This window comes from Corynebacterium tuberculostearicum (genome assembly GCF_022347385.1).
GTDB lineage: Bacteria > Actinomycetota > Actinomycetes > Mycobacteriales > Mycobacteriaceae > Corynebacterium > Corynebacterium tuberculostearicum_M.
This window is the reverse complement of sequence record NZ_JAKRDT010000007.1, coordinates 26,548-52,903: the sequence shown is the minus strand read 5'-3', so window position 1 is coordinate 52,903 and position 26,356 is coordinate 26,548. Positions and strand designations below refer to the sequence as shown.

Here is a 26,356-nt window from a genome sequence, read left to right as displayed (position 1 = left end):
CTGGGAATGTGGGATAGATTCTGCCTGAACTTTAGCCCCTGCACCCTGTCAATGCATAGATGGGGGACCGGCTTTCCCCTCGGCGGCGGTGCTCGGGTACTATGCAACGAGCGGGATTTCTCCCGCGGTGCTGGAGTGGCGCAATTGGTAGCGCAACGCACTTGTAATGCGTAGGTTGCGAGTTCAAGTCTCGTCTCCAGCTCAAAAGGAGGCTGGGCCCCGGTGTGGGCCTAGCCTTCGGTGGTTTTTGAGGGGGCGTCGATAAGTCGAAAAAGCCGGTCGACCATGCGCTGGCGGTTAGCGGGGGATAGCTTGCGCTGGTTGAGGTGATCGTGCACCCACAGGCCGGTACTAAGAAGCATGATCAGCAGATTATCCTCGTCCGTCTCGGCGGCGGAAGGATCGACCATCCAGCGCGCATCCACCTCGGCCCACTGGGCGGAAAAATCCGGGTGGGTCTGGGAATGTACACACATCAACAGCTTGATGAGCGGATCATTTTTGCCCATCGACAATACGAGCGCGCGGGAACGCTCGGCCCAGCTGAGCTCGCTTGCCGGGTGGCCGCCGGCCAGCTTCTCGAGTTCTGCTTCCCAGCGTGCGGCGCAAAATCCATGGCAGTCTACGAGCAGATCATGGCGGGTAGGGAAGTGATAAATGAGTCCGGACTTGGACATGCCGGTTGCTTGCGCCAGGGATTCGTAGGTCAAGCCAGAGACGTCCTCGGCGGCGATGATGTCGAGCGCAGCTTCAAGGGCTGCGGTCTTTTTGTTGAGTCGCGGCATAGGGATCTCCTGATTTGGGGTTATCGCGGAAACACCAGGCGGTTATCGCGGCTAGGAGCAAGGCGAAGCAAGCTAGGCCGCCGATGGTGGAAAGATAACCGGAATTGTAGGCGCTCGCGGCGGCCGCGTGGGAAACGGGGTGATGCAGCGCGTCGGTACCCAGTTCCGCGAGGTGCGGGGGCAGTTCGCGGGCCATGAGTAGCGGCACGAGGGTGCCGGTCAGTGCAATGGAGATCAGGGTGCCGAATTCATAGGAAACCGCTTCTACGCCCGAGGCCATGCCGGTGCGATGAAGGGGAGCGGCATTGATGATGGCGGTGGAGGACACGGACATGGCAAGGCCCGCGCCGAGGCCGGTGAGCACTAGGGCGGAGACGAGTAGGGGAAGCGTCTCGCCCCGGCTCACCACCACCAGGGCCATGCCGGCGGCCATGAGCAAGAATCCGCCGCTAATGAGTGGGAGGAACCCCACGCGATGCAAGGTGGCACCACCCAGGATGGAGGTAGGGATGGCAGACAGTGCCATGGCGGAGATGATGAGGCCGGCGTGGAGGGGTGAGAGGGCGTCGACAAGCTGCAGCTTTTGGGTACTCAGCAGCTCCAGGCCGGCGAGGCCGAACATGGCACCCCCGGCCGTTAGGGCCCCGCCGCTGAAGATACGGGAGCCAAAGATGTCGAAGGTCAGCAGGGGATCTGACAAGCGAGCCTGGCGGCGGCCGAAGGCGAGCGCGCCGCAGATGAAGACGATGCCTGCGGCGGCGCTCACCGGCCAATTATGTGCCAGGGATTTGATGGCCAGCACTAGGCTGGCGAGAGTGATAAGGGAATACAGGGACGAAGGGAAGTCCCAGTGTTTTAGGGGGTTCGGAGCGTTTGGCGGGGCAAGGAGCCAGGTCAGCACAATGGCCACGACCACAACCGGGACATTGAGCAAAAAGACCGAGCCCCACCAGAAATGCTCCAAAAAGAAGCCGCCCACGGTGGGGCCAGCCGCCGCGCCGATGACGGCGACAGAACCCCAGATGCCAATGGCCGTGTTGCGCTCCACCTCATCGGGAAAGGTCAGGCGGATTAGCGCTAGGCTCGACGGCATCATGATGGCGGCGCCGCAGCCCAGGAAGGCGCGGCCTACAACCAGCGTCCAGGCGCTGGGGGAATACGCGGCGAGCAGGGAAGCGCCGCCGAAGACGGCCAAGCCGATGAGGAACATCCGCCGGTGGCCGGTGCGATCGCCCAGCGTGCCGGCGCCAAGAAGGAGGCCGGAGAGCACCAACGCGTAGGCGTTGATAATCCAGAGTTGCTGGGTATCGGTGGTGTGCAATTGCTGCGATAGCTGCGGCAATGCGGTGTAGAGGATGGAATTATCCAGCCCAACCATGAGTAACCCCAGAGAGATGACGGCGCAGAAAGACCACCGCTGGGCGGCCGTGGAGGCCGCAGCGGCGTGGTCTTGTGCGCGGGGCGGGTGGATACTCATAGCGCAGTAAACAGTACCGAACGGTCGTTACAGTTTGCAGCCGAAGATAGGTTAGTATTGCCTTCCTCACAGCTAGGTGCAGTGTGTGAGTGTATAGGAGATGAGTGGACTTTCCTGCGGTCTAAGTAGCACAGTGGTATTAACACCAATTAAGAGTTAAGGATGATTTTTAATGGCACGTAACTATGCAGAACAGCTAGTTGACACCCTGGAAAAGCAGGGTGTCGAGCGCATTTATGGCCTCGTCGGTGACTCCCTGAACCCGATCGTGGATGCCGTTCGTCGCTCCTCCATCGAGTGGATTCACGTCCGCAACGAGGAAGCAGCAGCCTTCGCTGCCGAGGCAGACTCCCTGACCACCGGCAAGCTGGCTGTATGTGCTGCATCCTGCGGCCCGGGCAATACCCACCTGATTCAGGGCCTGTACGACGCCCACCGCAACGGCGCCAAGGTGCTGGCACTGGCTTCCCACATCCCATCTCGCCAGATCGGCTCCAAGTTCTTCCAGGAGACCCACCCAGAGGCAATCTTCCAGGAGTGCTCTGGCTACTGCGAGATGGTCAACTCCGCTGAGCAGGGCGGCGTTGTCCTGCACCACGCCATCCAGTCCAGCATGGCCGGCAATGGCGTATCCGTCCTCGTTATCCCGGGTGACGTTTCCATGCAGGACGCTGAGGATGACTCCTTCGTCGAGTCCAAGATCTCTGCTGGCCGCCCGGTCGTCTTCCCGGATCCGGCCGAGGCTGCTGCCCTGACCCAGGCCATCAACGAGGCTAAGTCCGTCACCCTCTTCGTTGGCGCCGGCGTCAAGGATGCCCGCGAGCAGGTGCTCAAGCTGGCCGAGAAGATCAAGGCTCCCATCGGCCACGCCCTGGGTGGCAAGATGTACATCCAGTACGAGAACCCGTTCGACGTAGGCATGAACGGCCTGCTGGGCTACGGTGCGGCACACGAGGCCACCCACGAGGCTGACCTGCTCATCCTGCTGGGTACCGACTTCCCGTACAACGACTTCCTGCCGGATGCCAACGTGGCACAGGTGGACATCAACGGCTCCCACATCGGCCGCCGCACCAAGATTTCCTACCCGGTCACCGGTGACGTAGCCGCCACCATCGAGAACATCTTGCCGCACGTGGATGAGAAGAAGGATCGCTCCTTCTTGGACAAGATGCTCAAGAAGCACTACGGCAAGCTGGAGCACGTCGTTGAGGCTTATACCTCCAACGTGGACAAGCACACCCCGATCCATCCGGAGTACATTGCAGACCTGATTGATAGGAACGCGGATGAAGATGCCATCTTCACCGTCGATACCGGCATGTGCAACGTGTGGGGCGCTCGCTACATCACCGCCAACGGCAAGCGCGAGCAGATCGGCTCCTTCCGCCACGGCACCATGGCCAACGCCCTGCCGCAGGCACTGGGTGCACAGGCCGCTAACCCGGGCCGCCAGGTCATCACCTTCTCCGGTGACGGCGGACTGTCCATGCTGATGGGTGAGCTGCTCACCGTGAAGCTGCACAACCTGCCTATCAAGATGTTCGTGTTCAACAACTCTTCCCTGGGCATGGTCAAGCTGGAGATGCTGGTGCAGGGTCTGCCGGAGCACGAGACCGACCACGATTCCGTCAACTTTGCCAAGATTGCAGAGGCTTCCGGCATCAAGCACTTCCGCATCGAGGATCCGAAGGACGCACCGGAGCAGATCAAGAAGGCACTGGCTTATAACGGCCCGGCTCTTATCGACGTCGTTACTGACCCCAACGCCCTCTCCCTGCCACCGACGCTGACCATCGAGCAGCTCATGGGCTTCTCCAAGGCTGCAACCCGCACCGTTCTGGACGGTGGCGTTGGCCAGATGATCACCATGGCAAAGTCCAACCTGCGCAACATCCCGCGCCCGCAGGACTTCTAAATAGCGCGCTGCGCTAGCTACCACGCCCTTCCTCACCTGGGGAAGGGCGTGGTTTTCTTTTGCCCCGACCAGGCCGAGCATCCACGTTCACAGGATTCAGGCAGAAACTCTTCAGTAGGCTGGAAAGCAAGCGTGCCATGATGACGTGTTAGAAAATCACAACCTTTAAGGGAGTCTGAGGAGAACATGGAAGACACTAAACTCGCCAAGGTTCTTGTCGTCGATGACGAACCCAATATTGTGGAGCTGCTTACCGTATCGCTGAAGTTCCAGAACTTCGAGGTATTTAGCGCCAATTCCGGCAACGAGGCGCTGCGCATTGCCCGCGAGGTAAACCCAGATGCCTACATCCTGGACGTCATGATGCCGGGTATGGATGGCTTCGAGCTGCTGGGCAAGCTGCGTCAAGAAGGCCTGGACGGCCCGGTGCTCTACCTCACCGCTAAGGACGGTGTGGACCAGCGCATCCACGGACTGACCATCGGCGCGGATGATTACGTGACCAAGCCATTTAGCCTGGAAGAAGTTATCACTCGCCTGCGCGTCATCATGCGCCGCGGTGGCGCGGCGGAAGAATCCACCAACGATGCCACCATGAGCTACGCGGACCTTACCCTCAACGATGACACCCATGAGGTCACCAAGGCCGGTGAGCTCATCGAGCTTTCGCCCACCGAGTTCAACCTCCTGCGCTACCTGATGCAAAACAAGGAAGTGGTGCTGTCTAAGTCCAAGATTTTGGACAATGTGTGGCACTACGATTTCGGCGGCGATGGCAACGTGGTCGAGTCCTATATCTCTTACCTGCGCCGCAAGATCGATACCGGCGAGACGCAGCTGATTCACACCGTGCGCGGCGTGGGTTATGTACTGCGCACCCCGCGCTCCTAAAGTGCTTAAGTAATGGAAGATTCACAGGAGACCCAGGGCCAGGAACCTGCGCCCGCGACAGCGACGGCGCGCCCGCAGTCCATGTGGCATGAAGGCCTGGGCCAAGGTGAAGGGGAGAAAAAGTCCTCCAAGCGGCGGATGTTTTCCCAGATTCCGCAGGCAATGCCGCTGCGTACGTGGCTGGTCATCCTCCTCGTCGTGGTCTCCGGGCTCGGCATTACGGGCTCGTCCTTTGCGGTGAATTCCATCATGCGCAACGTGCTCTTCAATAACGTCGATGATGAGCTGCGCTCCGCGTCGACCACATGGGCGCGCGATATCAGCAATGACTTTTTCATCGGCGATCACACCAAGCGCCCGCCTACCGAATACGTGGTGCTGAACTACCTGCCCGATGGCACCATCCGCTACTCGGGACCATCCTCGACCACCCCGAATGCGGAAAATATCCCGCTCGGTGGATATCCCACCACCGTGGGTTCTATCGAGAACAACACCAAATGGCGCGCGCTCGCCTTCGCGGACTCCCATGGCGTCATCACGGTCATTGCCAAGGATATGACCCACGAAAAGGAAATCCTGCACGGCCTAGCCATGGTCCAGGTGACCATTGCCGCTATCGCCCTGGCCGCCATTGCGGCCGTGGGTTTCTGGTTTATCCGCAGGGCGTTGCGGCCGCTGCGGGTGGTGGAAAAGACGGCGTCGGAAATCGCGGCAGGCGACCTAGACAAGCGCGTTCCCAAATGGCCGCTGCACACCGAGGTGGGCCAGTTGGCCGCCGCGCTCAATATCATGCTGGGACAGCTGCAGCGCTCCGTCGTGCGCGCACAGGAGAAAGAGGAGCAGATGCGTCGCTTCGTCGGCGATGCCTCGCATGAGCTGCGCACGCCGCTGACCAGCCTGCGCGGCTATACCGAGCTCTATCGCTCCGGGGCCACCAAGGACGTGGATCTGGTCTTTTCCAAGATCGATGATGAGTCCAAGCGCATGTCCCTGCTGGTGGAGGACCTGTTGGCCCTTACCCGCGCCGAGGGCACGCGCCTAGACCTGCACCCCGTAGACCTGCTGGAGCTGGCGCTGTCCGTGGGCTCGTCTGCGCGTGCGGCCTTCCCCGGCCGCGAGATTAAGGTGGCCAATGACGCCAAGTCCATCCCGGTGGTCAATGGCGATGCCAGCCGCCTGCACCAGGTGCTGCTCAACCTGGTGACCAACGGCATCCGCCACGGCGGCGAGGAAGCCACGGTGACGCTGCGCCTGCGCCGCGAGGACAATGATGTGCTGGTCGATGTCAGCGATGATGGCAAGGGCATGTCCCAGGAAGATGCGGCGCACATCTTCGAGCGCTTCTACCGCGCGGATACCTCGCGCACCCGCGATACCGGCGGCTCCGGCTTGGGCCTGGCCATCGTCCACTCCCTGGTGGAGCAACACGATGGCAGCATTAGCGTCGACTCCGAGCTCGGCCGCGGCACCACCTTTACGGTGCGCCTGCCCGCGCTTGCCGACGCCCCCTCTGAGACCTAGTCCTCCCGAATGCCTTCCTCGTTGCAGCCGAGGTGCTGGCGAATGCGGGCGGCCGCCTCATCCATCGCGGCATCGTCGGTGTTCTCGGCGTCGAAGGCCTTGGCAAAGTCATACTCTTCCATCTTCTCGGTGGGGAAGAGGTGGATATGGGTATGCGGGACATCGAATCCAGCGATGATGTAGCCGGTGCGCGGGGTATCAAACGCGGTCTTGATAGCGCCGCCGATTTCCAGGGCGACCTCGTTGAGGTGGGCCCAGGTCTGGGGATCCAGGTCGGTCCACTTATCTACTTCCTCGATGGGCACGACCAAGGTGTGGCCGTAGCGCAGCGGCTCGATGGAGAGGAAAGCCACGCAGGTCTCATCGCGGTAGACAAAGCGAGCGGGTAGTTCACCATTAATGATCTTTGTAAATACAGAAGCCATGTGTGCCAGGCTACCCGCTGGTTATGATGGTGGGCATGCGCATTCTCGTAATTGGTTCGGGCGGCCGTGAACACGCCCTTGTCAAGGGCCTGTCCGCCGACCCCAAGAGCACCGAAATCCACGCCGCGCCGGGCAGCGCGGCCATGTCCGCCCTCGCTACCGTCCACCCGGATTACTCCGAGGTAGATGACGCTGATCGCATGGTGGAGCTCGCCCAGAGCATCGCCGCGGACCTCGTTGTCATCGGCCCTGAGGTTCCCCTCGTCGCCGGCGTGGCCGATGCCCTGCGCGCGGCCGGCATCGCTGTCTTCGGACCTAGCAAGGACGCAGCCCAGATCGAGGGATCCAAGGCTTTTGCCAAGGACGTCATGGAGTCCGCCGGCGTCAAGACCGCCCGCGCGGAACAGCTGCGTCCGGGCTCCACCGAGGACGACATTGAGGCCGCGCTCGACCGCTTTGGCCCGCAGTTCGTGGTCAAAGACGATGGCCTGGCCGGTGGCAAGGGGGTCGTGGTCACCCCGGACCGCGCCGCCGCCCGCGCCCACGTCGACGCCGTCCTCGCGGCCGGCAACCCGGTGCTGCTGGAATCCTTCCTCGACGGTCCCGAAGTCTCTCTCTTCTGCTTAGTCGATGGCGAGACCGTCGTCCCGCTGCTGCCAGCCCAGGATCACAAGCGTGCCTATGACAACGACGAGGGCCCCAATACCGGTGGCATGGGCGCCTACACCCCGCTGCCGTGGCTGCCGGAGGACGGCGTGCAGCGCATCGTGGACGAGGTCTGCGCGCCTGTGGCCAAGGAGATGGCGCGCCGCGGCACTCCCTATTCCGGCCTGCTTTATGCCGGCTTGGCGTGGGGCGAAGAGGGCCCGGCCGTAGTCGAGTTCAACTGCCGCTTCGGCGATCCGGAGACCCAGGCAGTGCTCTCCCTGCTCAAGTCTCCACTGGCTGAGGCCCTCCACGCCACGGCCACCGGCACCCTCTCCGAGCTCCCGCCGCTGGAGTGGGAGGATGGCTTCGCCGTCATCATCGTCATGGCGGCCGAGGGCTACCCGGCCTCCCCACGCAAGGGCGATGCCATTTCCGGCGCCGCCTTGGACGATCCGCAGCGCGTCCTCCACGCCGGCACCGTGCATACCGATGGCGCCTACCGCACCGCGGGCGGCCGCGTGCTCAGCGTGCTGGGCAAGGGTGCCACGCTTGCCGACGCCCGCGCAGACGCCTACGCCACCGTCGACGGCATCGAGTTTGCGGGTGGCTTTGTGCGCCGGGACATCGGCAAGCGAGCAGAAGACGGTGAGATTTCTCTCTAACCCTTCACCCCGCGGCGGGGCAGGCATGGAATAATAGCCACGTGGCTGAAAAGAAGAAGATTTCCAACGTCCTGTCCTCCCGCTATGCCTCCGCGGAGCTGTCCAATATCTGGAGCCCGGAGCATAAAATCATCTTGGAGCGCAAGCTCTGGATTGCGGTCATGCGCGCCCAGAAGGATCTGGGCGTAGACATCCCCGCCAAGGCCATCGATGCCTACGAGGCCGTGGTAGAGGACGTGAACCTTGAGTCCATCGCGGAGCGCGAGCGCGTCACCCGCCACGATGTGAAGGCCCGCATCGAAGAATTCAATGCGCTGGCCGGCTACGAGCACATTCACAAGGGCATGACCAGCCGCGATCTCACCGAGAACGTGGAGCAGCTGCAGATCCACACCTCGCTGGAGATCATCCGCGATAAGGCCATCGCAGTGGTCTCCCGCATCGGCCGCCACGCCGCCGAGTACCAGTCCCTGGTCATGGCGGGCCGCTCCCACAACGTGGCTGCGCAGGCCACCACCCTGGGCAAGCGCTTCGCAACGGCCGGCGACGAGATGCTGCTGGCCATTGAGCGCGTCGAAGATCTCTTGGCACGCTACCCGCTGCGCGGCATCAAGGGCCCGATGGGCACCTCCCAGGACATGCTGGATCTCATGGGCGGTTCCGAGGACAAGCTCGCCTCCCTGGAGACCGCTATCGCGGATTACCTGGGCTTCCACCGCATCTTCAACTCCGTGGGCCAGGTCTACCCGCGCTCCCTCGACTTCGACGCCATCTCCGCCCTGGTGGAGCTCGGCGCCGCCCCGTCCTCGCTGGCCACCACCATCCGCTTGATGGCCGGCAACGAGACCGTCACCGAGGGCTTCAAGGAAGGCCAGGTCGGCTCCTCCGCCATGCCGCACAAGATGAACGCCCGCTCCTGTGAGCGCGTCGGCGGCCTGCAGGTCATCCTCCGCGGCTACCTCACCATGGCCGCAGACCTCGCTGGCCAGCAGTGGAACGAGGGCGATGTTTTCTGCTCCGTCGTCCGCCGCGTCGCGCTTCCCGATGCCTTCTTCGCCCTCGACGGCCAATTCGAAACCTTCCTCACCGTCCTCGACGAGTTCGGTGCCTTCCCGGCCATGATCGACCGCGAACTGGAGCGCTACCTGCCCTTCCTGGCCACCACCCGCATCCTCATGGCGGCCGTGCGCGCCGGCGTGGGCCGCGAGACCGCCCACGAGGTCATCAAGGAAAACGCCGTCGCCGTCGCGCTTAATATGCGCGAAAACGGCGGCGAGCAGGACCTAGTCCAACGCCTCGCCGCCGATGACCGCCTGCCCATGGACGAGTCCGACCTCGAGGCCGCCCTGGCCGATAAGCACGCCTTCATCGGCGCCGCCGAATCCCAGGTCAGCCAGGTCCTCAACCGCATCAACGCCCTGGTAGGCGAACACCCCAAGGCCGCGGCCTATACTCCGGGCGAGATCCTCTAAAACGAGCCGCGCCGGGCGCGCTTTCCTTTCGCAGTGCGCCCCTGTCGCGGTGCGCCTTCCTTTTTTCGCATTTCGATCAAATAGTCCCCGAATCCCACGCGGATTTCGGGGCTTATTTGATCGAAACGTGCTCGCTACCCCTGGGCGCTAGAATGAAGGTCATGCGACCTGAGCTTTCTTCTTATACCCATCTTGCCTCCGGCAAGGTCCGCGATATTTACGATGTAGACGAGAACACCCTGTTGATGGTGGTCTCGGACCGCATCTCGGCTTACGACCACGCCCTCGAACCGGCCATCCCGGACAAGGGCCGCGTGCTGACCGCAACCTCGAAGTTCTTCTTCGACTCCATCGATTTCCCCAACCACCTGGCCGGCCCGCTCGATGATGAGCGCATCCCCGCCGAGTGCCTTGGCCGCGCGATGGTGGTCAAGAAGCTGGATATGCTGCCCTTCGAGTGCGTGGCCCGCGGCTTCCTCACCGGTTCAGGTTTGAAGGAGTACAAGGCCAACGGCACCGTGTGCGGTATCGAGCTGCCGGAGGGCCTGGTTGAGGCTTCCCGCCTGCCCGAGCCCATCTTCACCCCGGCCACCAAGGCGGAACAGGGCGAGCACGATGAGAACGTTTCCTTCGACTTCGTGGTGGACAAGCTGGGCGCAGAGCGCGCCGAAGAGCTGCGCGCGGCCACCCTCCGCATCTACTCCGAGGCCGCCGCGCTCGCGGAGGAGAAGGGCATTATCCTCGCCGATACCAAGTTTGAGTTCGGCCTCGACCAAGACGGCACCCTCGTGCTGGCCGATGAAGTCCTTACCCCAGATTCCTCCCGCTACTGGCCGGCCGATTCCTACGTGGAGGGCGAGGTCCAGCCATCCTTCGACAAGCAATACGTGCGCAATTGGCTGACTTCCGATGCCTCCGGGTGGGATCAAGCCGCTGACGGCACCCCGCCCCAGCTTCCCGACGACGTCGTTTCCGCCACCCGCCTGCGCTACATCGAGGCCTACGAGCGGCTGTCCGGCAAGCATTTCGCTGATTTCCTCTCGCCCGAGGCCTAGCTCCCGCACCACGGGGTGCCACGCGTACAGTGGGACGGCATGAGCAACGAGAATCTTTCCGCCCCCGTAGCCGCCGTCCACCCCGTGACCCGTTCCTTCCACGGCCGGGAGTTCGTGGATAACTACGAGTGGCTGCGCGATAAGGAATCCCAGGAAACCCTGGATTACCTCAACGCAGAAAATGATTACACCAAGGCGAAGACCGCGCACTTGGATGAGATGACGGAGAATATCTTCCAGGAGATTAAGTCCCGCATCAAGCAAACCGATATGTCCGTGCCTTCTCGCCGCGGCGATTACTGGTACTACGGCCGCACTGAGGAGGGCAAGAGCTACGGCTACTCCTGCCGCCTCCCGGTAGAGGAGGGGGCTGACCCATGGACCGCCCCGGTTATCCCAGAGGAAGGCACCCCGGCAGGCGAGGAGATTATTCTTGACGCCAACGCGCTGGCGGAGGGCAAGGACTTCTTTGCCCTCGGCGCCGCCTCCATCTCTGATTCCGGCCGCTACCTGGCCTATTCCGTGGACTTCGCCGGCGACGAGCGCTTCGAGCTCTACATTAAGGACTTGGAAAGCGGCGCGCTTCTCGACGACCACCTCAAGGGCATCTTCTACGGCGCCACCTGGGCTGGCGACGGCTATATCTTTTACACGACCGTCGACGAGGCATGGCGCCCCGACGCCATCTGGCGCCACAAGGTCGGCACCGCGCAGTCCGAAGACGTGCAGGTGTTCAAGGAAGAAGACGAACACTTCAACGTCGGCATAGGCAGCGCTCGCTCCGATAAGTTCCTCTTCCTTGGCGTGAGCTCCAAGGTGACTTCTGAGGTGTGGGTCCTCGAAGAAGACAACCCCGAGGGTGAATTCCGCCTGCTGTGGGAGCGCGAATCCGGCGTGGACTACGACGTCGACCACGCCGTCGTCAAGGGCGAGGATTACTGGATCGTCACCCACAACGCCACCGGCCCCAACTTCGAGGTCGGCTATACCAAGGCCAAGGATGAGCTGCCCGCCCTACGCGAGCTGCCGGCGCTCTTGCCGCACGAGGAGACCACCCGCATCGAGGGCGTGGACACCTACCGCGATCAGATTGTGGTGGGCTACCGCCGCGGCGGCATCGGCCGCGCCGCCATCATGCGCGTGAACGACGGCTTTAGCGAATTCGAAGAGCTCAACTTCGACGAAGAACTCTTCACCGTGTCCGTATCCGGTAACCCCGAGTGGGACGCACCGGTGCTGCGCGTGAGCTACGTGTCTTTCACCCAGCCCTCCCAGCTCTTTGATTACCGCGTGGATACCGGCGAATTTACCCTGCTCAAGGAGCAGGAGGTTCCCGGCGGTTATAACCCGGATGACTACGTGGCCTACCGCCTGTGGACCACGGCTGCCGACGGCACCGAAATCCCCGTCTCCATTGTCCACCGCGCCGACCTCGACCGCACCCAGCCGAATCCGACCCTGCTCTACGGCTACGGTTCCTATGAGGTCAGCGTGGATCCGGCTTTCTCCGTTACCCGCCTGTCCCTCATGGATCGCGGCATGATCTTCGCCGTGGCCCATGTCCGCGGTGGCGGCGAGATGGGCCGCACCTGGTACGACGACGGCAAGATGCTCAAGAAGAAGAACACCTTCACCGATTTCATCGATGTCGCCGATGACCTCATCGCCCGCGGCGTGACCACCGCTGACCAGATGGTGGCCGAGGGCGGCTCTGCCGGCGGCATGCTCATGGGCGCGATTGCCAATATGGCCCCGGATCGCTTCACCGCCATCCAGGCCGTCGTGCCGTTCGTGGATCCGCTGACCTCCATCCTCATGCCGGAGCTGCCACTCACGGTCCCTGAATGGGAAGAGTGGGGCGACCCGTACCACGATCCAGAGGTCTATGACTACATGAAGTCCTACTCGCCGTATGAAAATATCGAGGCTAAGGACTACCCGGACATTCTGGCTATCACCTCGCTCAATGACACTCGCGTACTCTACGTTGAGCCGGCCAAGTGGATCGCCCAGCTGCGAACGACGGCCACCGGCGGCGAGTTTTTGCTCAAGACCGAAATGGCCGCAGGCCATGGCGGCGTGTCCGGGCGCTATGAAAAGTGGCGCCAGAATGCCTTCGAGTACGCGTGGACCATCAACAAGGCCACTGGCTTGGAGAAGTAAAACCCGGATAGGGGGCCAACGCGCGAATCCTGAATTCCTGTGCGATAATTTTCCTTATGAATGGCCACCTTCTGGTATCTATCTCCAGCATCTTTGATGACACACGGAAGCAGGCTAGCCGGCTCCTCTCGATCCTTGATCGGGAGGAGATTCCTGTTTCCCTGCTGATTGCCCCGCATATCGACGGCAACTGGCACCTCGCCAAAGACAAAGACACCAAGAAGTGGCTGCAAGACCAAGCCGATGCCGGCCGCGTTCTTATCCTGAACGGTTTTGATCGCTCGGTGCAGGGCCGCCGCGCGGAATTCGCCAACCTCGATTCGCACGAGGCGAAGCTGCGGCTCGCCGGAGCTACCCGCCAGATGGCGAAGATCGGCTTCGAACCCACCATCTTCGCGCCCCCTCGCTGGCGCATGTCGCCCGGCACCTTGCAGGTCTTACCGCAGTTCAAGTTTGAGGTAGCCGCCTCCACCCGCGGTATTCTCCAGATTAATTCCGGAAAGTTCCACCAGGCCCGCAACCTTTCTTTTGGTGAGGGCTTTGGCTCCGCCAAGTGGTGGCGCAAGAACATTATTCGCGCTGCTGAGCGCTCAGCCCAGCGTGGCAACACTGTCCGCCTTTCGGTTTCCGGACGCAACCTGGATGACCGCAAAGTAATCAATGACTTCGTCAAAGCCGCCGACCGAGCTATCAACGCCGGCGCGATCCCTGCCGATTACGGCGCTTATCTTCCAAAGTAGCCCGCGCATTCCCTCGCCAGAGGCTCCGCGGAGCAATAAGCACAGCTTCGCGATTTTCGTCCATATAAACGCCCATTTCCGTCGACGGTTGTGGTGGTTTATATGGACGAAAGTCGTGAAATGACAAAAAGGCCCCGCCGCTAGGGAGTCTTCCTCGGAAGCGTGCGGGGCTAGGGCTAATGGGTGATTAACGCTGCAGGCTAGTGATGAAGTTCTTCACTTCCTTTGGCAGCATGACCCAGATGGGGGCCGGGATGGCCTTCTGGAGGTTGCCGGTTACTGCGAGGAAACCAGGGATGGCGACGAGGCCGGCGATGGCTGCGATGGCGGCGGCGATGCCGGCACCGACGGAGCTGGTGCTGGAGCTAGAGCCGGAGGCAGGCTTGCCCGGCTTCTCAGAAGGATTCTCGGAGGGCTTGTCCTCTGGCTTACCTGGCTCATCGGAAGGCTGGTCTGCAGGATTGTCTGCAGGATCATCCGGCTGGCCGGCGGAGTCGTCCGCGCCGAGGGTGAAGCCGACCTTGACCGGGTCGTGGTCGGAGGCGCGGAATGGGGAGTCATCGTAGAAGTCCACGATGTTGTAGTTGCGGCGGGAGTATTCGAAGGCGACGGGTTCATCGGCATTGATGTTCCACACTTGGGCGTCGTCAAGCGTGCCGGTGGCAACCTTGTTGGCCAGCACGTGGTCGAGGGTGCCAAGCAGGCCGGAGAACTGGTAGGAGGGGTCAGCCTCGTACTTTTCGGCAGGGACGGTGAAGCCATCGTTGCGGAAGACATCGAGCGCGGTTTCGTGGGTGTAGGTATTGAAATCACCCAGGGCGAATAGCGGCTTGTCCTTCCAGTCCTCCTGCTTGTGCAACGCATCGAGGACGGCCTGGGCCTGTGCGTTGCGGACGTTCGGGTTATTGCCCTGGCCGTCGCCGGAGTCGGCGTCGTCCTTGGCCACCGAGCCCTTGGACTTGAAGTGGTTGGCCACGGCAACGAAGGATTCCTCGCCCTCCTTTAGCGGCTGGAACTCCTGGGCGAGTGGCTCGCGAGCGGTGCCGGTGAAGCGATCATCCTGGAAGATGCGGGATTCGCCGATGGGCTTGACCACATCCTTGTGATAGATGAACGCGGTACGGATGACGTCCGGGGAGTCCGGTACGGCGTCCTGGGAAGGCGAGGGGACAAAGGCCCACTTTTCGGAACCGGCGGCCTCGTTGAGCTTTTCTGTCAGGTGCTTGAGCGCCTTATCGCGCTGGGCGAAGTCACCGGTGACGGCGTAGCCATCTTCGATTTCGGAAAGGCCGATGACGTCGGCATCGAGGCCGTTGATGGCGGCGACAATCTTGCGTTCCTGGTCTTCTAGTGCCGATTCGGTATAGGCGCCGCGGGTCTTACCGCGGTTGACGGTGACCTTATTGCCCTCGCGGTCGGTGTAGGCGCTGCCGCCGAATTCCTCGCCCAGGGAGGTGAAGTAGTTCAGCACGTTGAAGGCGCCGATGGTGTACTCGCCCTTAACGTCATCGATGGCGTGGAGCTCGGCCGCGCGGGAATCCTCCCAAGAGATGGGCAGGTCTGCGCCCTTGGTGTTGCCGGTGACCGGGGTGGTGGGCTGGAAGCGCCACTGCTTATGAGAGAAGCCCACGATGACGGGATGCTGGAAAGTCACGGTATCGGTGGTCCGCAGGGACTTGATGGTCTGGGCATCATCCTGGGCGATGTACGGCAGCGGGGTATTCTGGTCGGTCTTGAGATAGTCGCGGGTGCGGCCGTCATCCAAGGTGACCAGCTTATCGGCGTTGTCCTTGGTGAGCTTCTGGATATCGGAGTTGGGATCCGTGGAGGGGGAGAAGATATCGGAAGGCTGGCGCAGAGCTTCCTTGCCCGGGGCGAGGCCGACCTCGCCGTATTGGTTGAGCGAGTAGTTATTGGTCACGGTGTGCTCGCCAGGCTGGATGAGCATGTGCTCGAAGGGCTCGCGGGCCTCGTTGCCATCGGGAAGCTGGTCCACCTTGAGTGGGGTGACCTTCTCCAGCGGGGTATCGAGCTGCGTGACCGTGGAGGCGGTGAGCTGGGTGGAGCCATAGAACTCGGAGACTTTGCCGGTGACCTCGACGGAATCTTCCAGGGCTGGGTACTGGTCGGCCGGCTTATCACCCATGTAGACAAAGATGGCCTGGGAAGCATCGGTGGACTCGGCGCCGGTGCCACCAGTCTGGATGGTAAAGCCATTAAGGCCGCCTTCGGACCACACGCCGGTGACGACGCCCTCGGTGGCCACGGTCTGGTCCTTGAGCGGGGATTCGGCGCCGGTGCCCTGGATATCCGCGATGGCGGTGACGCCCTCGGGGGCCGGCTGCTCGGGCTCGGCCGGCTCCTCAGGCTGCGGGGCGGGGGCTTCGTTACCGGAGTTGGTCGGGGTAGGGGCGCCGGTGGTGAAGTCGGCGGCGTTGTCATCGGTATCGGTGCCCTCGGCGTCGCGGGAAGCGGACTTGGCATTGGACAGGCCCGCGGCGGCGGTGCCTTCCTTGAGGGAAGCGGCGCCGTAGCCGATGGCATCGATGGGGGTACCGGTGGCGTCGGCAAGCTGCACGGAGCCCTTGGAGCCGGACATGTTGAGGCTGCCCTCGGCATCTGGGGCAGGCAGGGCCTCGCCCGCGCCATTGCCGGCCGCGCCTTGCACTAGGAAGTAGCCGTGCGGGGCGATGGTGCCGGAAAGGTCCACCTTGCCGCCGGTATTGCCGGAGGCGGAGAAGTACTCCACGGTGTAGCCGGTCAGGTCAATCGGGGCATCGGTGGGGTTATAGAGCTCGATGAAGTCATGGGTGAAGGCAGCGCCCTTATTGCCGCCTCCCCCGTAGACCTCGGAGATGACTGCGGCGGAGCCATCGGTGGCGGCCGTGGCAGTAGGAACGGCAAGGGCGGCAGAAGACAAGGCGGTGGCAAGTGCCAGCGCGCCCAGGCGGCGAGAAGACATAGATTCAACCTTAAAAAGAGAGCGACAGTGTGCGTTATTTATTAGTAGAGGGCCGCGCCGGGCCAGGCTGGAGCGCGCGCCGAAGTTTGCCAGAGCGTCGTTTGGGGTTCACGTAGAGTTTGCCCAACCGGGGTGAAACCCACACTGCGGGGGTGAGTCTAGGTAAAAGGCGGGGGTGCCAACTAAACTAAGCCGCGCAGACCAAAGCCCCATACAGTAAGGCAAATATTTCATGGCTCGTGTAGTTGTCAATGTCATGCCCAAGGCGGAGATTCTGGATCCGCAGGGCCAAGCCGTCGTCCGCGCGCTGGGTCGCATCGGGGTATCCGGTGTCAGCGATGTGCGCCAGGGAAAGCGCTTCGAGCTCGAGGTCGATGACTCCGTTACCGCAGAGGACATGGAGAAGGTAGCCGCCACGCTGCTGGCCAATACCGTCATCGAGGACTACGAGGTTGTTGGGCTGGAGGTCAAGTAAGTGACCGCCACAATCGGAGTAATCACTTTCCCCGGAACCCTGGATGATGTGGATGCCGCTCGCGCTGCCCGCACCGCCGGCGCAGAGGTCAAAAGCCTCTGGCACGCAGATACCGATCTGCACGGCGTGGATGCGGTAGTAGTGCCGGGCGGTTTTTCTTATGGTGACTACCTGCGCTCGGGCGCGATTTCCGCGCTCGCGCCGGTGATGCAGTCCGTTATCGATCGTGCGAAGCAGGGCATGCCGGTGCTCGGCATCTGCAATGGCTTCCAGATCCTTACCGAGGCGGGCCTGCTGCCAGGCGCGCTGACCCGCAATAAGGGCCTGCACTTCCACTGCACCGATACCTATCTCGAGGTGGCCAATTCCACCACCGCATGGACCAGCGAGTTGGAGCAGGGTCAGAAGATCCTGGTGCCGGCCAAGCACGGCGAGGGCCGCTTCCAGGCCGGCGATGATGACATCGCCCGCATCGAGGGCGAGGGCCGCGTGGTCTTCCGCTATACCGATAATTACAACGGTTCCGTCAACGGCATTGCCGGTGTGAGCGATGAGTCCGGCCGCATCGTCGGCCTTATGCCGCACCCCGAGCACGCCATTGACACGCTAACCGGCCCATCCACCGACGGACTGGGACTTTTCGTATCCGCCATCAAGGCCGTCGCGCAGGCGCCGGCGGTTTAAGGAGGCCATTTTCATGACCGTTCATAATGACACCGTAGAAAAGGCGCAGTCCACCCCGGACGAGCAGCAGCCCTACGCGGAGCTCGGCCTGAAGGACGACGAGTACCAGCGCATCCACGATATCCTAGGCCGTCGCCCCACCGATGCGGAGCTGACCATGTACTCCGTCATGTGGTCCGAGCACTGCTCCTATAAGTCTTCCAAGACGCACCTGCGTTACTTTGGTGAGACCATGACCGAGGAGATGGGGGAGAAGATCCTCGCTGGCATCGGTGAGAACGCCGGCGTGGTGGATATCGGAGACGGCAACGCGGTGACCTTCCGTGTGGAGTCCCACAACCACCCTTCCTACGTGGAGCCTTACCAGGGTGCGGCCACCGGCGTGGGCGGCATCGTCCGCGACATTATGGCCATGGGCGCTCGCCCGATTGCCGTGATGGACCAGCTGCGCTTTGGGCCTGCCGACGCCCCCGATACCAAGCGCGTCCTTCCCGGCGTGGTCTCCGGCGTGGGTGGCTACGGCAACTCCCTGGGCCTGCCCAATATTGGTGGCGAAACCGTCTTTGATGAGACCTATGCCGGTAACCCACTGGTCAACGCCCTGTGCGTGGGCACCCTCAAGGTCGATGACCTCAAGCTGGCCTTTGCATCTGGCAAGGGCAACAAGGTCATGCTCTTCGGCTCCCGCACCGGCCTGGATGGCATCGGCGGCGTGTCCGTGCTGGCCTCCGATACCTTCGAGGATGGCGCCGAGCGCAAGCTGCCGGCCGTGCAGGTGGGCGACCCCTTTGCGGAGAAGGTCCTCATCGAGTGCTGCCTGGACCTCTACCACGCCGGCGTGGTCGTAGGAATCCAGGACTTGGGCGGCGCGGGTCTGGCCTGCGCCACCTCGGAGCTTGCTGCCTCCGGCGATGGCGGCATGGAAGTCAACCTCGATAATGTACCGCTGCGCGCGAAGGACATGACCGCGGCCGAGATCCTCGCCTCCGAGTCTCAGGAGCGCATGTGCGCCGTTGTGGCTCCGGAGAACGTGGCGAAGTTCCGCGAAATCTGCGAGCACTGGGACGTCACCTGTGCTGAGATTGGTGAGGTCACCGAGGGTAACCACCTGGTCATCCGCCACCAGGGCGAGGTCGTCGTGGATGCCCCGGCCGGCACCATTGCGGATGAGGCTCCGGAGTATGACCGTCCGTATGCCCGCCCGGAGTGGCAGGACGAGCTGCAGAAGTACCAGGGCACCGACAAGCGTGGCCTGGTTGAGGCCCTGCAGAAGCTCGTGTCCTCCCCGGCGCTGTGCTCGCGCGATTTCATCATGAACCAGTATGACCGCTACGTGCGCGGCAATACCGTCCAGTCCCACCATGCGGACGCCGGCGTGCTGCGCATCGATGAGGAGACCGGCCGCGGCGTGGCCGTTTCTGCCGATGCTTCCGGCCGCTACACCAAGCTGGATCCGAACATGGGCGCCCGCCTCGCGCTGGCGGAGGCCTACCGCAACGTCGCCGTCACCGGTGCCAAGCCCGTGGCGATCACCAACTGCCTGAACTACGGCTCCCCGGAGAACCCCGACGTTATGTGGCAGTTCCGCGAGTCTGTGCATGGGCTTGCCGACGCCGCCGTGGAGCTTTCCATCCCCGTCTCCGGCGGCAACGTCTCCTTCTACAACCAGACCGGCGAAGAGCCGATCCTGCCTACCCCAGTGGTGGGCGTGCTGGGCGTTATCGATGACGTGCACAAGGCCATCGGCAACGAGCTCGGCACCGTGGGCGAGAAGGAAGTGCTCATCGCCCTGGGTGAGACCAAGGATGAGTTCGGCGGTTCCATCTGGCAGCAGGTCAGCGCCGATACCTCCGATGCTTCCTCCCTCAATGGTCTGCCGCCGCAGGTAGACATGGCCAACGAGAAGCGCTTGGCCGAGTTCTTCCACGGCAATGAGCTGCTCACCGCCGCACACGATATCTCCGAGGGCGGCCTTGCCGTCACCGCCTTTGAGATGGCAAAGCGCGCCGGTGCTACTGCCGACGGCGCCGGCCTCGGCCTCAACCTAGACCTCACCGCGGTCCACGAGGACGAGTTCGTCGCCGCCTTCTCCGAGTCCGCCTCCCGCGTGCTCGTGGCCACCACCGCCGACCACGCCGATCAGGTCCTCGCCCGCGCCGGCGAGCTGGGCATCCCAGCTGCCATCGTTGGCGAGACCACAGAAACCGGAGCACTTACCCTCGGCGGCGAGTCCGTCGCCATCTCCCAGCTGGTCTCCGCCTGGTCCGCCACTCTGCCGGACCTCTTTGACCACGCGGTGGGTGCTAACTCCGTGGTGGAGTAAACCGCTGCTCATTCCCGTCGCACAATGACGTGAAAACACGAAAAGCCCAGCTTCGGCTGGGCTTTTCTTCTGCGCAAGGCCACTTAGTGGAGCCCGTTATTCTCGTCAATCCACTGGTCGATGCGCTCAAAGATGGCATCCGAGAGCGCATCATTGTGATACTTCGAAAACATCGTGGTTCCTTTGCGCATCTGGCCCAAAGCAAGCTCGCGTGCCGCGAGCAAGATGGCATCATCCATCAAGAATTCCTTGATGAGGAATTCGTCCATGATTATGGCCTTGACGGGACCAGCTGAGCGATAGCTACCCCGGTACACAAAATCACGCATATATAGGGGCGGCTGGTAAGAATCGGCCACATTGAGAGTGGCGACGGGCGTCCATTCTCCGTCCTGGTAACCACGCACGAGTCTTAGGTAGATCATTTCCACGTTATTGACGCTAAGGGCGGCCACGCGTTTGTCCGTTGGGCGCCGGTTGGTTGAAGGCATGGCGGTGACAGTCCAGGTCTTCTTTTCGGTCAGGTGCGGGTAGGGAATGACATAGGCTACGTATGCAGCAAGAGAATTGAGCGCTTCTTCGAAGTGAGGTTGCTGCTGCAGCTGATCAAAATTCTTATTGGATAGGGTGCGTCCGCGAGCCACTTCGGCCCTGTCTCCGATGTGGATTTCTTCGTCATCGGTTGCTGCAACGTCGAGCCATGCCGCTTGCTCTTGCTGGTCGATGAGATCGTCCAAAGGTGAATCGCCCAAAGGCTGTGCCAGGAGCGTTTTATTGCGCAGGAGAATTCCGGATCTACGCCGCCGTTGAATTTCGCCATATTCCGCCATATTCAAGTCCTTTGCAGCAACCTCAGCGAAGTTGATGGCGATAATATCCGGGTAGGTTCTCCGGTGTTTGGCAAGGCGGATAGGGAAGTGAATTGTTTGTCCAACGTATTGCTCGCCGTTGGCGAATTCCAGCACGTAGATGCCGCATTCGTTCTTCAAGGACAGCACCGCAGAGGGAGCTAGATCCGACGTAAAGTTCCATCGTTTGAATCGCAGTGTGTCCATAATCCAACTCCTTGAACATCCTTAAGTAGCCGACCTAATTTTTGCCAAGTCTTGGTCATGAGTGCAAAAGAATTCAGGCACAATACTGGTATGTCAAAGTTCTCTGAAGTACTGGATCAACTGCGCGAAAACCAACCAAAGGCGAAGTATGGCATAGCTTTTGAAAAGCTAATGGTCAACTATTTCAAGACCGATCCCACGCTGAAAGCGCAGTTCGATGAGGTCACCCGCTGGGTTGATTGGCGCTATAACGGCGGCAAGGCGGATACGGGAATTGACTTAGTTGCTCACCGCGTAGATGACGGCACGTGGATGGCCATCCAGTGCAAGTTCTATGCTTCGAATGCGCGTATCCAGAAATCCCACCTCGATTCCTTCTTTGAGGCCTCAGGGCATTCCTTTGAGACCGAAAACGGCAGCGAATACTTTGGCAGCCGTATGATTATCTCCACCACGGATCATTGGTCTTCACATGCGGAAGCGGCGTTGGCCAACCAGATGATTCCCACCAGCCGCATCGGAATTTCTACCATTGCCGAGTCCCCGATCAACTGGGATGTGGCGTTCCCAGGCTCTGAGGTTCGGGACAAAAATATTCAAATCAACCTTTCACAGCGCGAAACCTTCGAACCGCGCCCGCACCAGCAAACGGCCATTGATAAAGCCATTGAGGGATTTGAAACCCATGACCGCGGCAAGCTCATCATGGCCTGCGGTACCGGAAAGACCTTCACCGCGCTGCGCTTGGCGGAGCGCGTCGCCGAAGAGAATGGTGGTAAAGCCCGCATTCTGTTCCTCGTTCCCTCCATCTCCTTGTTGTCGCAGACACTAAAGGAGTGGACCGCTCAAGGCCGCCTAGACATGCGTGCCTTCGCGGTGTGCTCGGACTCCAAGGTCTCAAAGAAGGCGGAAGACATTGCGGTCTATGACCTCGAGGTTCCTGTATCTACAGACGGTGAGGAGATTACGCAGCGCTTTGCTTCTGGCAAGCGCGCTAAGGGCCTCAATATCGTCTTTTCTACGTACCAGTCCTTGCCGGCGGTCCATGAAGCGCAGCAGCAAGGGCTAGATGATTTTGATTTGGTCATCTGCGATGAGGCCCACCGCACCACCGGCATCACCTTGGCTGGTGAAGACGCCAGCAACTTTGTACGCATCCACGATGCTGACTACATCAGGGCTTCTAAGCGTCTCTACATGACTGCCACGCCAAGGCTTTATGATGACGCGGTAAAGGGCAAGGCCGCTGAGCACTCCGCCGAGCTGACCTCCATGGATGATGAGGGCATTTACGGTCCTGAGTTCTACCGCCTTGGCTTTGGGGAGGCGGTGGATAAGGGCTTATTGACTGATTACAAAGTTCTTGTCATGACGGTCGATGAGTCCGTGGCCGCGGAAGCGATGGCTCGCAGCGACGACAACCAGATAAACCTCACCACGGCTTCGGCGATGATCGGTGCTTGGAATGGTTTGGCCAAGCGCTCTGGTGAATTGCAGGGCAAGAAAGGCGGCTTTGAGGAAAACGCCCAGTCTATGCAGCGCGCTGTGGCCTTTGCCAAGGACATTAAGACCTCACAGCTCATCGCTGATACGTATCCTTCGCTCATTGCCACCCACCAAGAGCTGCTCAAGGATAAGGCAGTGCTGAACGATGTCTCCTTGACCAACGTTGATCTGCGCGTTGCTGCACAGCACGTTGATGGTGGTATGAACGCCATGGAGCGAGGCACCAAGCTTTCCTGGATCGAATCCCCGGCAGGTGAACACGAAAGCCGTATGCTTACCAACGCCCGCTGCCTGTCCGAGGGCGTGGATGTGCCGGCGTTGGATGCGGTTGTATTTTTTAACCCACGCAATTCTATGGTGGACGTGGTCCAGTCCGTTGGTCGCGTAATGCGTAAATCTGCGGGCAAGGATTACGGTTACATCATCTTGCCGGTGGCGGTGCCACCGAATATTTCGCCTTCGGAAGCGCTTGACGATAATCAGCGCTTCAAGGTGGTGTGGCAGATCCTTAACGCGCTGCGTGCCCACGATGATCGCTTTAACGCCAAGGTGAATTCGATTGCGCTTAACGGAACGAATGCGCAAGATGAACTGCCCATTGATGTCAACCACGTGTCTGGTGACAAAGAGAAAAGCGATAAAGAAAAGCTTGATGGGGTAGATAGCACCAAGTCCCCTGAGGCGTTCGACGATGCCACGGCTATGACACAGCAGATTGCATTGTTCTCGTTAGAGCAATGGCAAGAGGCTATCTATACCAAGTTGGTGGATAAGGTCGGCACTCGCACCTACTGGGAAGATTGGGCCGATGACGTGGCCACCATCGCGGAGAATCAGATCGCCCGCATTAAATCCCTGCTGGAAGGTGCGGATGGCACACTGCGCCAAGAATTTGATGACTTTGTTGAAGGCCTACGCAATAACCTCAACGATGGCATCACCGACGACGATGCTATCTCGATGCTCTCGCAGCATCTCATCACCGCACCGGTATTTAACGCGTTGTTTGAAAACCATGACTTCATCACCCATAACCCCGTGGCACAGGTGATGGAGAAAATGGTTAACGCTCTGTCCAAGGCCAACCTCGACACGGAAACAGAGTCTTTGGAGAAATTCTATGAGTCCGTGCGCGTGCGTGCTTCTGAGGTGACCTCCGCTTCCGGTAAGCAGCAGGTGATTAAGGAACTGTACGAGCGCTTCTTCCGCAAGGCCTTCAAGAAACAAGCTGAGGCGCTCGGCATCGTCTACACCCCAGTCGAAATCGTTGACTTCATCCTGCGCGCCGCTGACGACGTATCCAAGAAACACTTCGGTAGGGGCCTGAGCGATGAAGGCGTAAGCATCCTTGATCCCTTCGCGGGCACTTCAACGTTTATGGTCCGCTTGCTGCAATCGGGCCTCATCAAGCCGGAGGACCTCGCGCGCAAATATGCCAACGAGCTTTTTGCCACCGAAATCATGCTGCTGGCTTACTACGTCTCCGCCGTCAATATTGAGACCACCTACAACGCCCTGCGTGAGGAAGCAGCTCTCCGCAACGGGGAACCAATTCCGGACTACGTACCTTTTACCAACATCGCTCTGGCCGATACCTTCCAAATCCACGAAGACGGTGACATTCCGGATCTCAACGTCTTCCGCGAAAACAATGCCACCATCGAGCGCCAAAAGAATGCACCCATCAACGTAGTTATTGGCAACCCGCCATATTCTGCCGGTCAAAAGTCCGCCAATGACCTGAACGCCAACCAAAAATATCCGAGCCTGGACAAGCGGATTGCGGAAACCTATGCGGAGAAATCCACAGCCACCAATAAGAACTCCTTGTACGACTCATACCTGCGTGCTTTTAGGTGGGCCACCGACCGCATCGGTGACCAAGGCGTAGTAGCCTTCGTGTCCAATGGCGGATGGATAGACGGCAACACTGGCGACGGCGTGCGCTTATCGATGGCCGAGGATTTCACCGACCTTTATGTGTTTAACCTTCGCGGGAACCAACGTACCGCAGGTGAGCAATCACGAAAGGAAGGCGGCAAAGTCTTCGGATCTGGTTCCCGCAGTACTGTAGCCATAACGGTCGGTGTTAAAGATCCAACAAAGTCAGGCTTTGAGCTGCACTACCGTGACATCGGCGACTATCTTACCGCCGAGGAGAAGCTTGGCGTCGTCGACTCTTCCTCAATTGAAACCATTGACTGGCAATCCATTACACCAAATAAAGAGGGTGACTGGCTGAATCAGCGATCGGAAGAGTTCGAGACTTGGCCAGTGTTAGGCGAGAAGAAAGCCTCATCAACAACGATTTTTGGGTCTTTTACCCGTGGTTTGGAGACAGGTAGAGATACATGGGTCTATTCATTCAACAAGCTGCAACTTGAAGAACAACTTCTAGCTTTCGGGCGCGTATATGAACAGGCGCGATCCGAATTTCATAAGCAAGAATTGCTAGGCGATGGAAAAGGGGAGTCACTGGTTGCAGATTTCTTGCAGTTCAATCCTGCTTTTGCTGACGCTAGTCGGATTAAGTGGAGCCGTTCGCTGCGGAATTCTGTCTACCGAAATACAAAATTTGATTTTGATACTGGCAGGATTGTAAAAAGTCTCTACCGGCCATTTTGTTCACAGCATGTTTACTACGACAGGTTGTTGAATCACGAACGTTCACAACTCCCTTCAATGTTTCCGACTCCAATACACAGCAACATCGGGCTCTCAATTGCAGGACCTTATCCAAACGTTGCGGGCAGTCTGTTGGCAACAACTCTGCTTCCGGATTTGAACGTGTTCACTGCTAGCCAGTATTTCCCCCGCTTCACCTGGGCCGCCGTTTCGGCCTACGATGGTGGGCTGTTTGGTGAGGGGGACGTCGTCAAGCAGGGTGAGGCCAGCATCTACGGCTCGATTGGTGAGGTCGTCGACGGCTACGTCCGCGTGGACAACATCACTGATGAAATTAAGGCTCTCTATCGCGATGCGTTGGGTGCTGACATCACGGGTGATGACATTTTCCACTTTGTCTACGGCAAGTTGCATGACCCTGTCTACCGCACGAAATATGCGGCTGACTTGAAGAAGACGCTGCCGCATATTGAGACGCCGATGACGCGTGCGGAGTTCGATAAGTTTGTTGCGGCTGGTAAAGAATTAATGGACTTGCACGTGGATTACGAGTCCGTGGATCCGTGGCCGCTGGATATTCAGGTCAAGGGTGATGAGTCTGACCGTGAGACGTGGCGCGTGGTCAAGATGAAGTGGGCCAAGCGCAAGGACCCAGAGACTGGCAAAAACGTCAATGACGTGACCAAGCTGATCTACAACAAGCAGGTGACCATCGCTGGTATTCCTGCGGAGGCGGATGAGTACATGTTGGGCTCGCGCTCTGCGGTGGCGTGGCTGATTGACCGCTATCAAGTCAAGAAAGATAAGGCCTCCGGTATTGTTAATGACCCGAACGATTGGGCCGATGAGGTGGGCAATCCGCGCTACATCGTGGAGTTAATTGGCAAGGTCACGCGTGTGGCGATGGAGACGGTACGCATTGTTGATGGGCTGGCAGAGGAAGGTTCTGCTGTGGAAAGTTAGCAG

17 protein-coding genes and 1 tRNA gene are annotated in these 26,356 nt (G+C 60.4%); 13 read left to right on the top strand and 5 right to left on the bottom strand.

Annotated features, from left to right (window positions below):
• The first annotated feature begins 129 nt into the window (after window positions 1–129).
• Window positions 130–202: transfer RNA gene (locus MHK00_RS05505), tRNA-Thr, on the top strand.
• A 28-nt stretch (window positions 203–230) separates the two neighbouring features.
• On the opposite strand, the gene MHK00_RS05500 is transcribed toward MHK00_RS05505, so the two are convergent.
• Window positions 231–785 (bottom strand): TetR/AcrR family transcriptional regulator, encoded by a 555-nt coding sequence (locus tag MHK00_RS05500; RefSeq protein ID WP_005325753.1) that lies wholly within the window; start codon window positions 783–785, stop codon window positions 231–233.
• The gene (locus tag MHK00_RS05495; RefSeq protein ID WP_250410788.1) at window positions 751–2,262 is read right to left on the bottom strand and encodes an MFS transporter; all 1,512 of its coding nucleotides are present in this window, start codon (window positions 2,260–2,262) and stop codon (window positions 751–753) included. The genes MHK00_RS05500 and MHK00_RS05495 overlap by 35 nt, the downstream gene beginning before the upstream one ends.
• Before the next feature lie 172 nt (window positions 2,263–2,434).
• Between MHK00_RS05495 and MHK00_RS05490 the strand changes: the two genes are divergently transcribed.
• The 3 genes from MHK00_RS05490 to MHK00_RS05480 all read left to right on the top strand — a co-directional run bounded on the left by MHK00_RS05490 (window position 2,435) and on the right by MHK00_RS05480 (window position 6,595).
• Complete coding sequence (locus tag MHK00_RS05490) at window positions 2,435–4,180, top strand: pyruvate dehydrogenase (protein WP_250410787.1); 1,746 nt, start codon at window positions 2,435–2,437, stop codon at window positions 4,178–4,180.
• 186 nt (window positions 4,181–4,366) lie between these two features.
• Window positions 4,367–5,071, top strand: a complete 705-nt coding sequence (locus MHK00_RS05485) for a response regulator transcription factor (protein ID WP_150850895.1) — start codon at window positions 4,367–4,369, stop codon at window positions 5,069–5,071.
• Window positions 5,072–5,083: 12 nt separating this feature from the next.
• On the top strand, window positions 5,084–6,595 hold the full coding sequence (locus MHK00_RS05480) for a sensor histidine kinase (RefSeq protein WP_250410786.1): 1,512 nt from the start codon (window positions 5,084–5,086) through the stop codon (window positions 6,593–6,595).
• Here the strand turns inward: MHK00_RS05480 and MHK00_RS05475 are convergent.
• Window positions 6,592–7,020, bottom strand: a complete 429-nt coding sequence (locus MHK00_RS05475; protein WP_005325778.1) for an HIT family protein — start codon at window positions 7,018–7,020, stop codon at window positions 6,592–6,594. The two genes, MHK00_RS05480 and MHK00_RS05475, sit on opposite strands and share 4 nt — an antisense overlap.
• A 35-nt stretch (window positions 7,021–7,055) precedes the next feature.
• On the opposite strand from MHK00_RS05475, the gene purD reads away from it, so the two are divergent.
• The 5 genes from purD (at window position 7,056) to MHK00_RS05450 (ending at window position 13,760) form a co-directional block, all read left to right on the top strand.
• The gene (gene purD, locus MHK00_RS05470; RefSeq protein ID WP_250410785.1) at window positions 7,056–8,330 is read left to right on the top strand and encodes a phosphoribosylamine--glycine ligase; all 1,275 of its coding nucleotides are present in this window, start codon (window positions 7,056–7,058) and stop codon (window positions 8,328–8,330) included.
• A 41-nt stretch (window positions 8,331–8,371) separates the two neighbouring features.
• Window positions 8,372–9,802, top strand: coding sequence for an adenylosuccinate lyase (gene purB, locus MHK00_RS05465; protein WP_005325782.1), 1,431 nt, complete (start codon window positions 8,372–8,374; stop codon window positions 9,800–9,802).
• Between the two features lie 161 nt (window positions 9,803–9,963).
• The gene (locus MHK00_RS05460) at window positions 9,964–10,857 is read left to right on the top strand and encodes a phosphoribosylaminoimidazolesuccinocarboxamide synthase (protein WP_250410784.1); all 894 of its coding nucleotides are present in this window, start codon (window positions 9,964–9,966) and stop codon (window positions 10,855–10,857) included.
• A 39-nt stretch (window positions 10,858–10,896) separates the two neighbouring features.
• Complete coding sequence (locus tag MHK00_RS05455) at window positions 10,897–13,020, top strand: S9 family peptidase (protein WP_250410783.1); 2,124 nt, start codon at window positions 10,897–10,899, stop codon at window positions 13,018–13,020.
• A 56-nt stretch (window positions 13,021–13,076) separates the two neighbouring features.
• Entirely contained in the window at window positions 13,077–13,760 is a 684-nt protein-coding gene (locus MHK00_RS05450; RefSeq protein WP_250409047.1) for a DUF2334 domain-containing protein, read from the top strand.
• A 187-nt stretch (window positions 13,761–13,947) separates the two neighbouring features.
• Here MHK00_RS05450 and MHK00_RS05445 read toward each other — a convergent pair whose 3' ends face one another.
• Complete coding sequence (locus MHK00_RS05445; RefSeq protein ID WP_250410782.1) at window positions 13,948–16,722, bottom strand: ExeM/NucH family extracellular endonuclease; 2,775 nt, start codon at window positions 16,720–16,722, stop codon at window positions 13,948–13,950.
• Window positions 16,723–16,954: 232 nt separating this feature from the next.
• Between MHK00_RS05445 and purS the strand changes: the two genes are divergently transcribed.
• The 3 genes from purS to purL are packed head-to-tail and all read left to right on the top strand — an operon-like array spanning window position 16,955 to window position 20,204.
• Window positions 16,955–17,197, top strand: coding sequence for a phosphoribosylformylglycinamidine synthase subunit PurS (gene purS, locus MHK00_RS05440; RefSeq protein ID WP_005330015.1), 243 nt, complete (start codon window positions 16,955–16,957; stop codon window positions 17,195–17,197).
• Window positions 17,198–17,881, top strand: a complete 684-nt coding sequence (purQ, locus tag MHK00_RS05435; RefSeq protein ID WP_200435770.1) for a phosphoribosylformylglycinamidine synthase subunit PurQ — start codon at window positions 17,198–17,200, stop codon at window positions 17,879–17,881.
• Window positions 17,882–17,894: 13 nt separating this feature from the next.
• A complete protein-coding gene (gene purL / locus MHK00_RS05430) occupies window positions 17,895–20,204 on the top strand; it encodes a phosphoribosylformylglycinamidine synthase subunit PurL (RefSeq protein WP_250410781.1) in 2,310 nt (769 codons plus the stop codon).
• 83 nt (window positions 20,205–20,287) lie between these two features.
• On the opposite strand, the gene MHK00_RS05425 is transcribed toward purL, so the two are convergent.
• Window positions 20,288–21,259, bottom strand: a complete 972-nt coding sequence (locus tag MHK00_RS05425) for a GIY-YIG nuclease family protein (RefSeq protein ID WP_250409050.1) — start codon at window positions 21,257–21,259, stop codon at window positions 20,288–20,290.
• Between the two features lie 90 nt (window positions 21,260–21,349).
• Between MHK00_RS05425 and MHK00_RS05420 the strand changes: the two genes are divergently transcribed.
• The gene (locus MHK00_RS05420; protein ID WP_250410780.1) at window positions 21,350–26,353 is read left to right on the top strand and encodes a DEAD/DEAH box helicase; all 5,004 of its coding nucleotides are present in this window, start codon (window positions 21,350–21,352) and stop codon (window positions 26,351–26,353) included.
• Window positions 26,354–26,356: the final 3 nt, after the last annotated feature.

Bases quoted from the DNA above. Each gene is read 5' to 3' on its own strand.
- MHK00_RS05500 (WP_005325753.1), bottom strand. From the start codon at position 785: ATGCCGCGACTCAACAAAAAGACCGCAGCCCTTGAAGCTGCGCTCGAC.
- MHK00_RS05495 (WP_250410788.1), bottom strand. From the start codon at position 2,262: ATGAGTATCCACCCGCCCCGCGCACAAGACCACGCCGCTGCGGCCTCC.
- MHK00_RS05490 (WP_250410787.1), top strand. From the start codon at position 2,435: ATGGCACGTAACTATGCAGAACAGCTAGTTGACACCCTGGAAAAGCAG.
- MHK00_RS05485 (WP_150850895.1), top strand. From the start codon at position 4,367: ATGGAAGACACTAAACTCGCCAAGGTTCTTGTCGTCGATGACGAACCC.
- MHK00_RS05480 (WP_250410786.1), top strand. From the start codon at position 5,084: ATGGAAGATTCACAGGAGACCCAGGGCCAGGAACCTGCGCCCGCGACA.
- MHK00_RS05475 (WP_005325778.1), bottom strand. From the start codon at position 7,020: ATGGCTTCTGTATTTACAAAGATCATTAATGGTGAACTACCCGCTCGC.
- purD (WP_250410785.1), top strand. From the start codon at position 7,056: ATGCGCATTCTCGTAATTGGTTCGGGCGGCCGTGAACACGCCCTTGTC.
- MHK00_RS05460 (WP_250410784.1), top strand. From the start codon at position 9,964: ATGCGACCTGAGCTTTCTTCTTATACCCATCTTGCCTCCGGCAAGGTC.
- MHK00_RS05455 (WP_250410783.1), top strand. From the start codon at position 10,897: ATGAGCAACGAGAATCTTTCCGCCCCCGTAGCCGCCGTCCACCCCGTG.
- MHK00_RS05450 (WP_250409047.1), top strand. From the start codon at position 13,077: ATGAATGGCCACCTTCTGGTATCTATCTCCAGCATCTTTGATGACACA.
- MHK00_RS05445 (WP_250410782.1), bottom strand. From the start codon at position 16,722: ATGTCTTCTCGCCGCCTGGGCGCGCTGGCACTTGCCACCGCCTTGTCT.
- purS (WP_005330015.1), top strand. From the start codon at position 16,955: ATGGCTCGTGTAGTTGTCAATGTCATGCCCAAGGCGGAGATTCTGGAT.
- purL (WP_250410781.1), top strand. From the start codon at position 17,895: ATGACCGTTCATAATGACACCGTAGAAAAGGCGCAGTCCACCCCGGAC.
- MHK00_RS05425 (WP_250409050.1), bottom strand. From the start codon at position 21,259: ATGGACACACTGCGATTCAAACGATGGAACTTTACGTCGGATCTAGCT.
- MHK00_RS05420 (WP_250410780.1), top strand. From the start codon at position 21,350: ATGTCAAAGTTCTCTGAAGTACTGGATCAACTGCGCGAAAACCAACCA.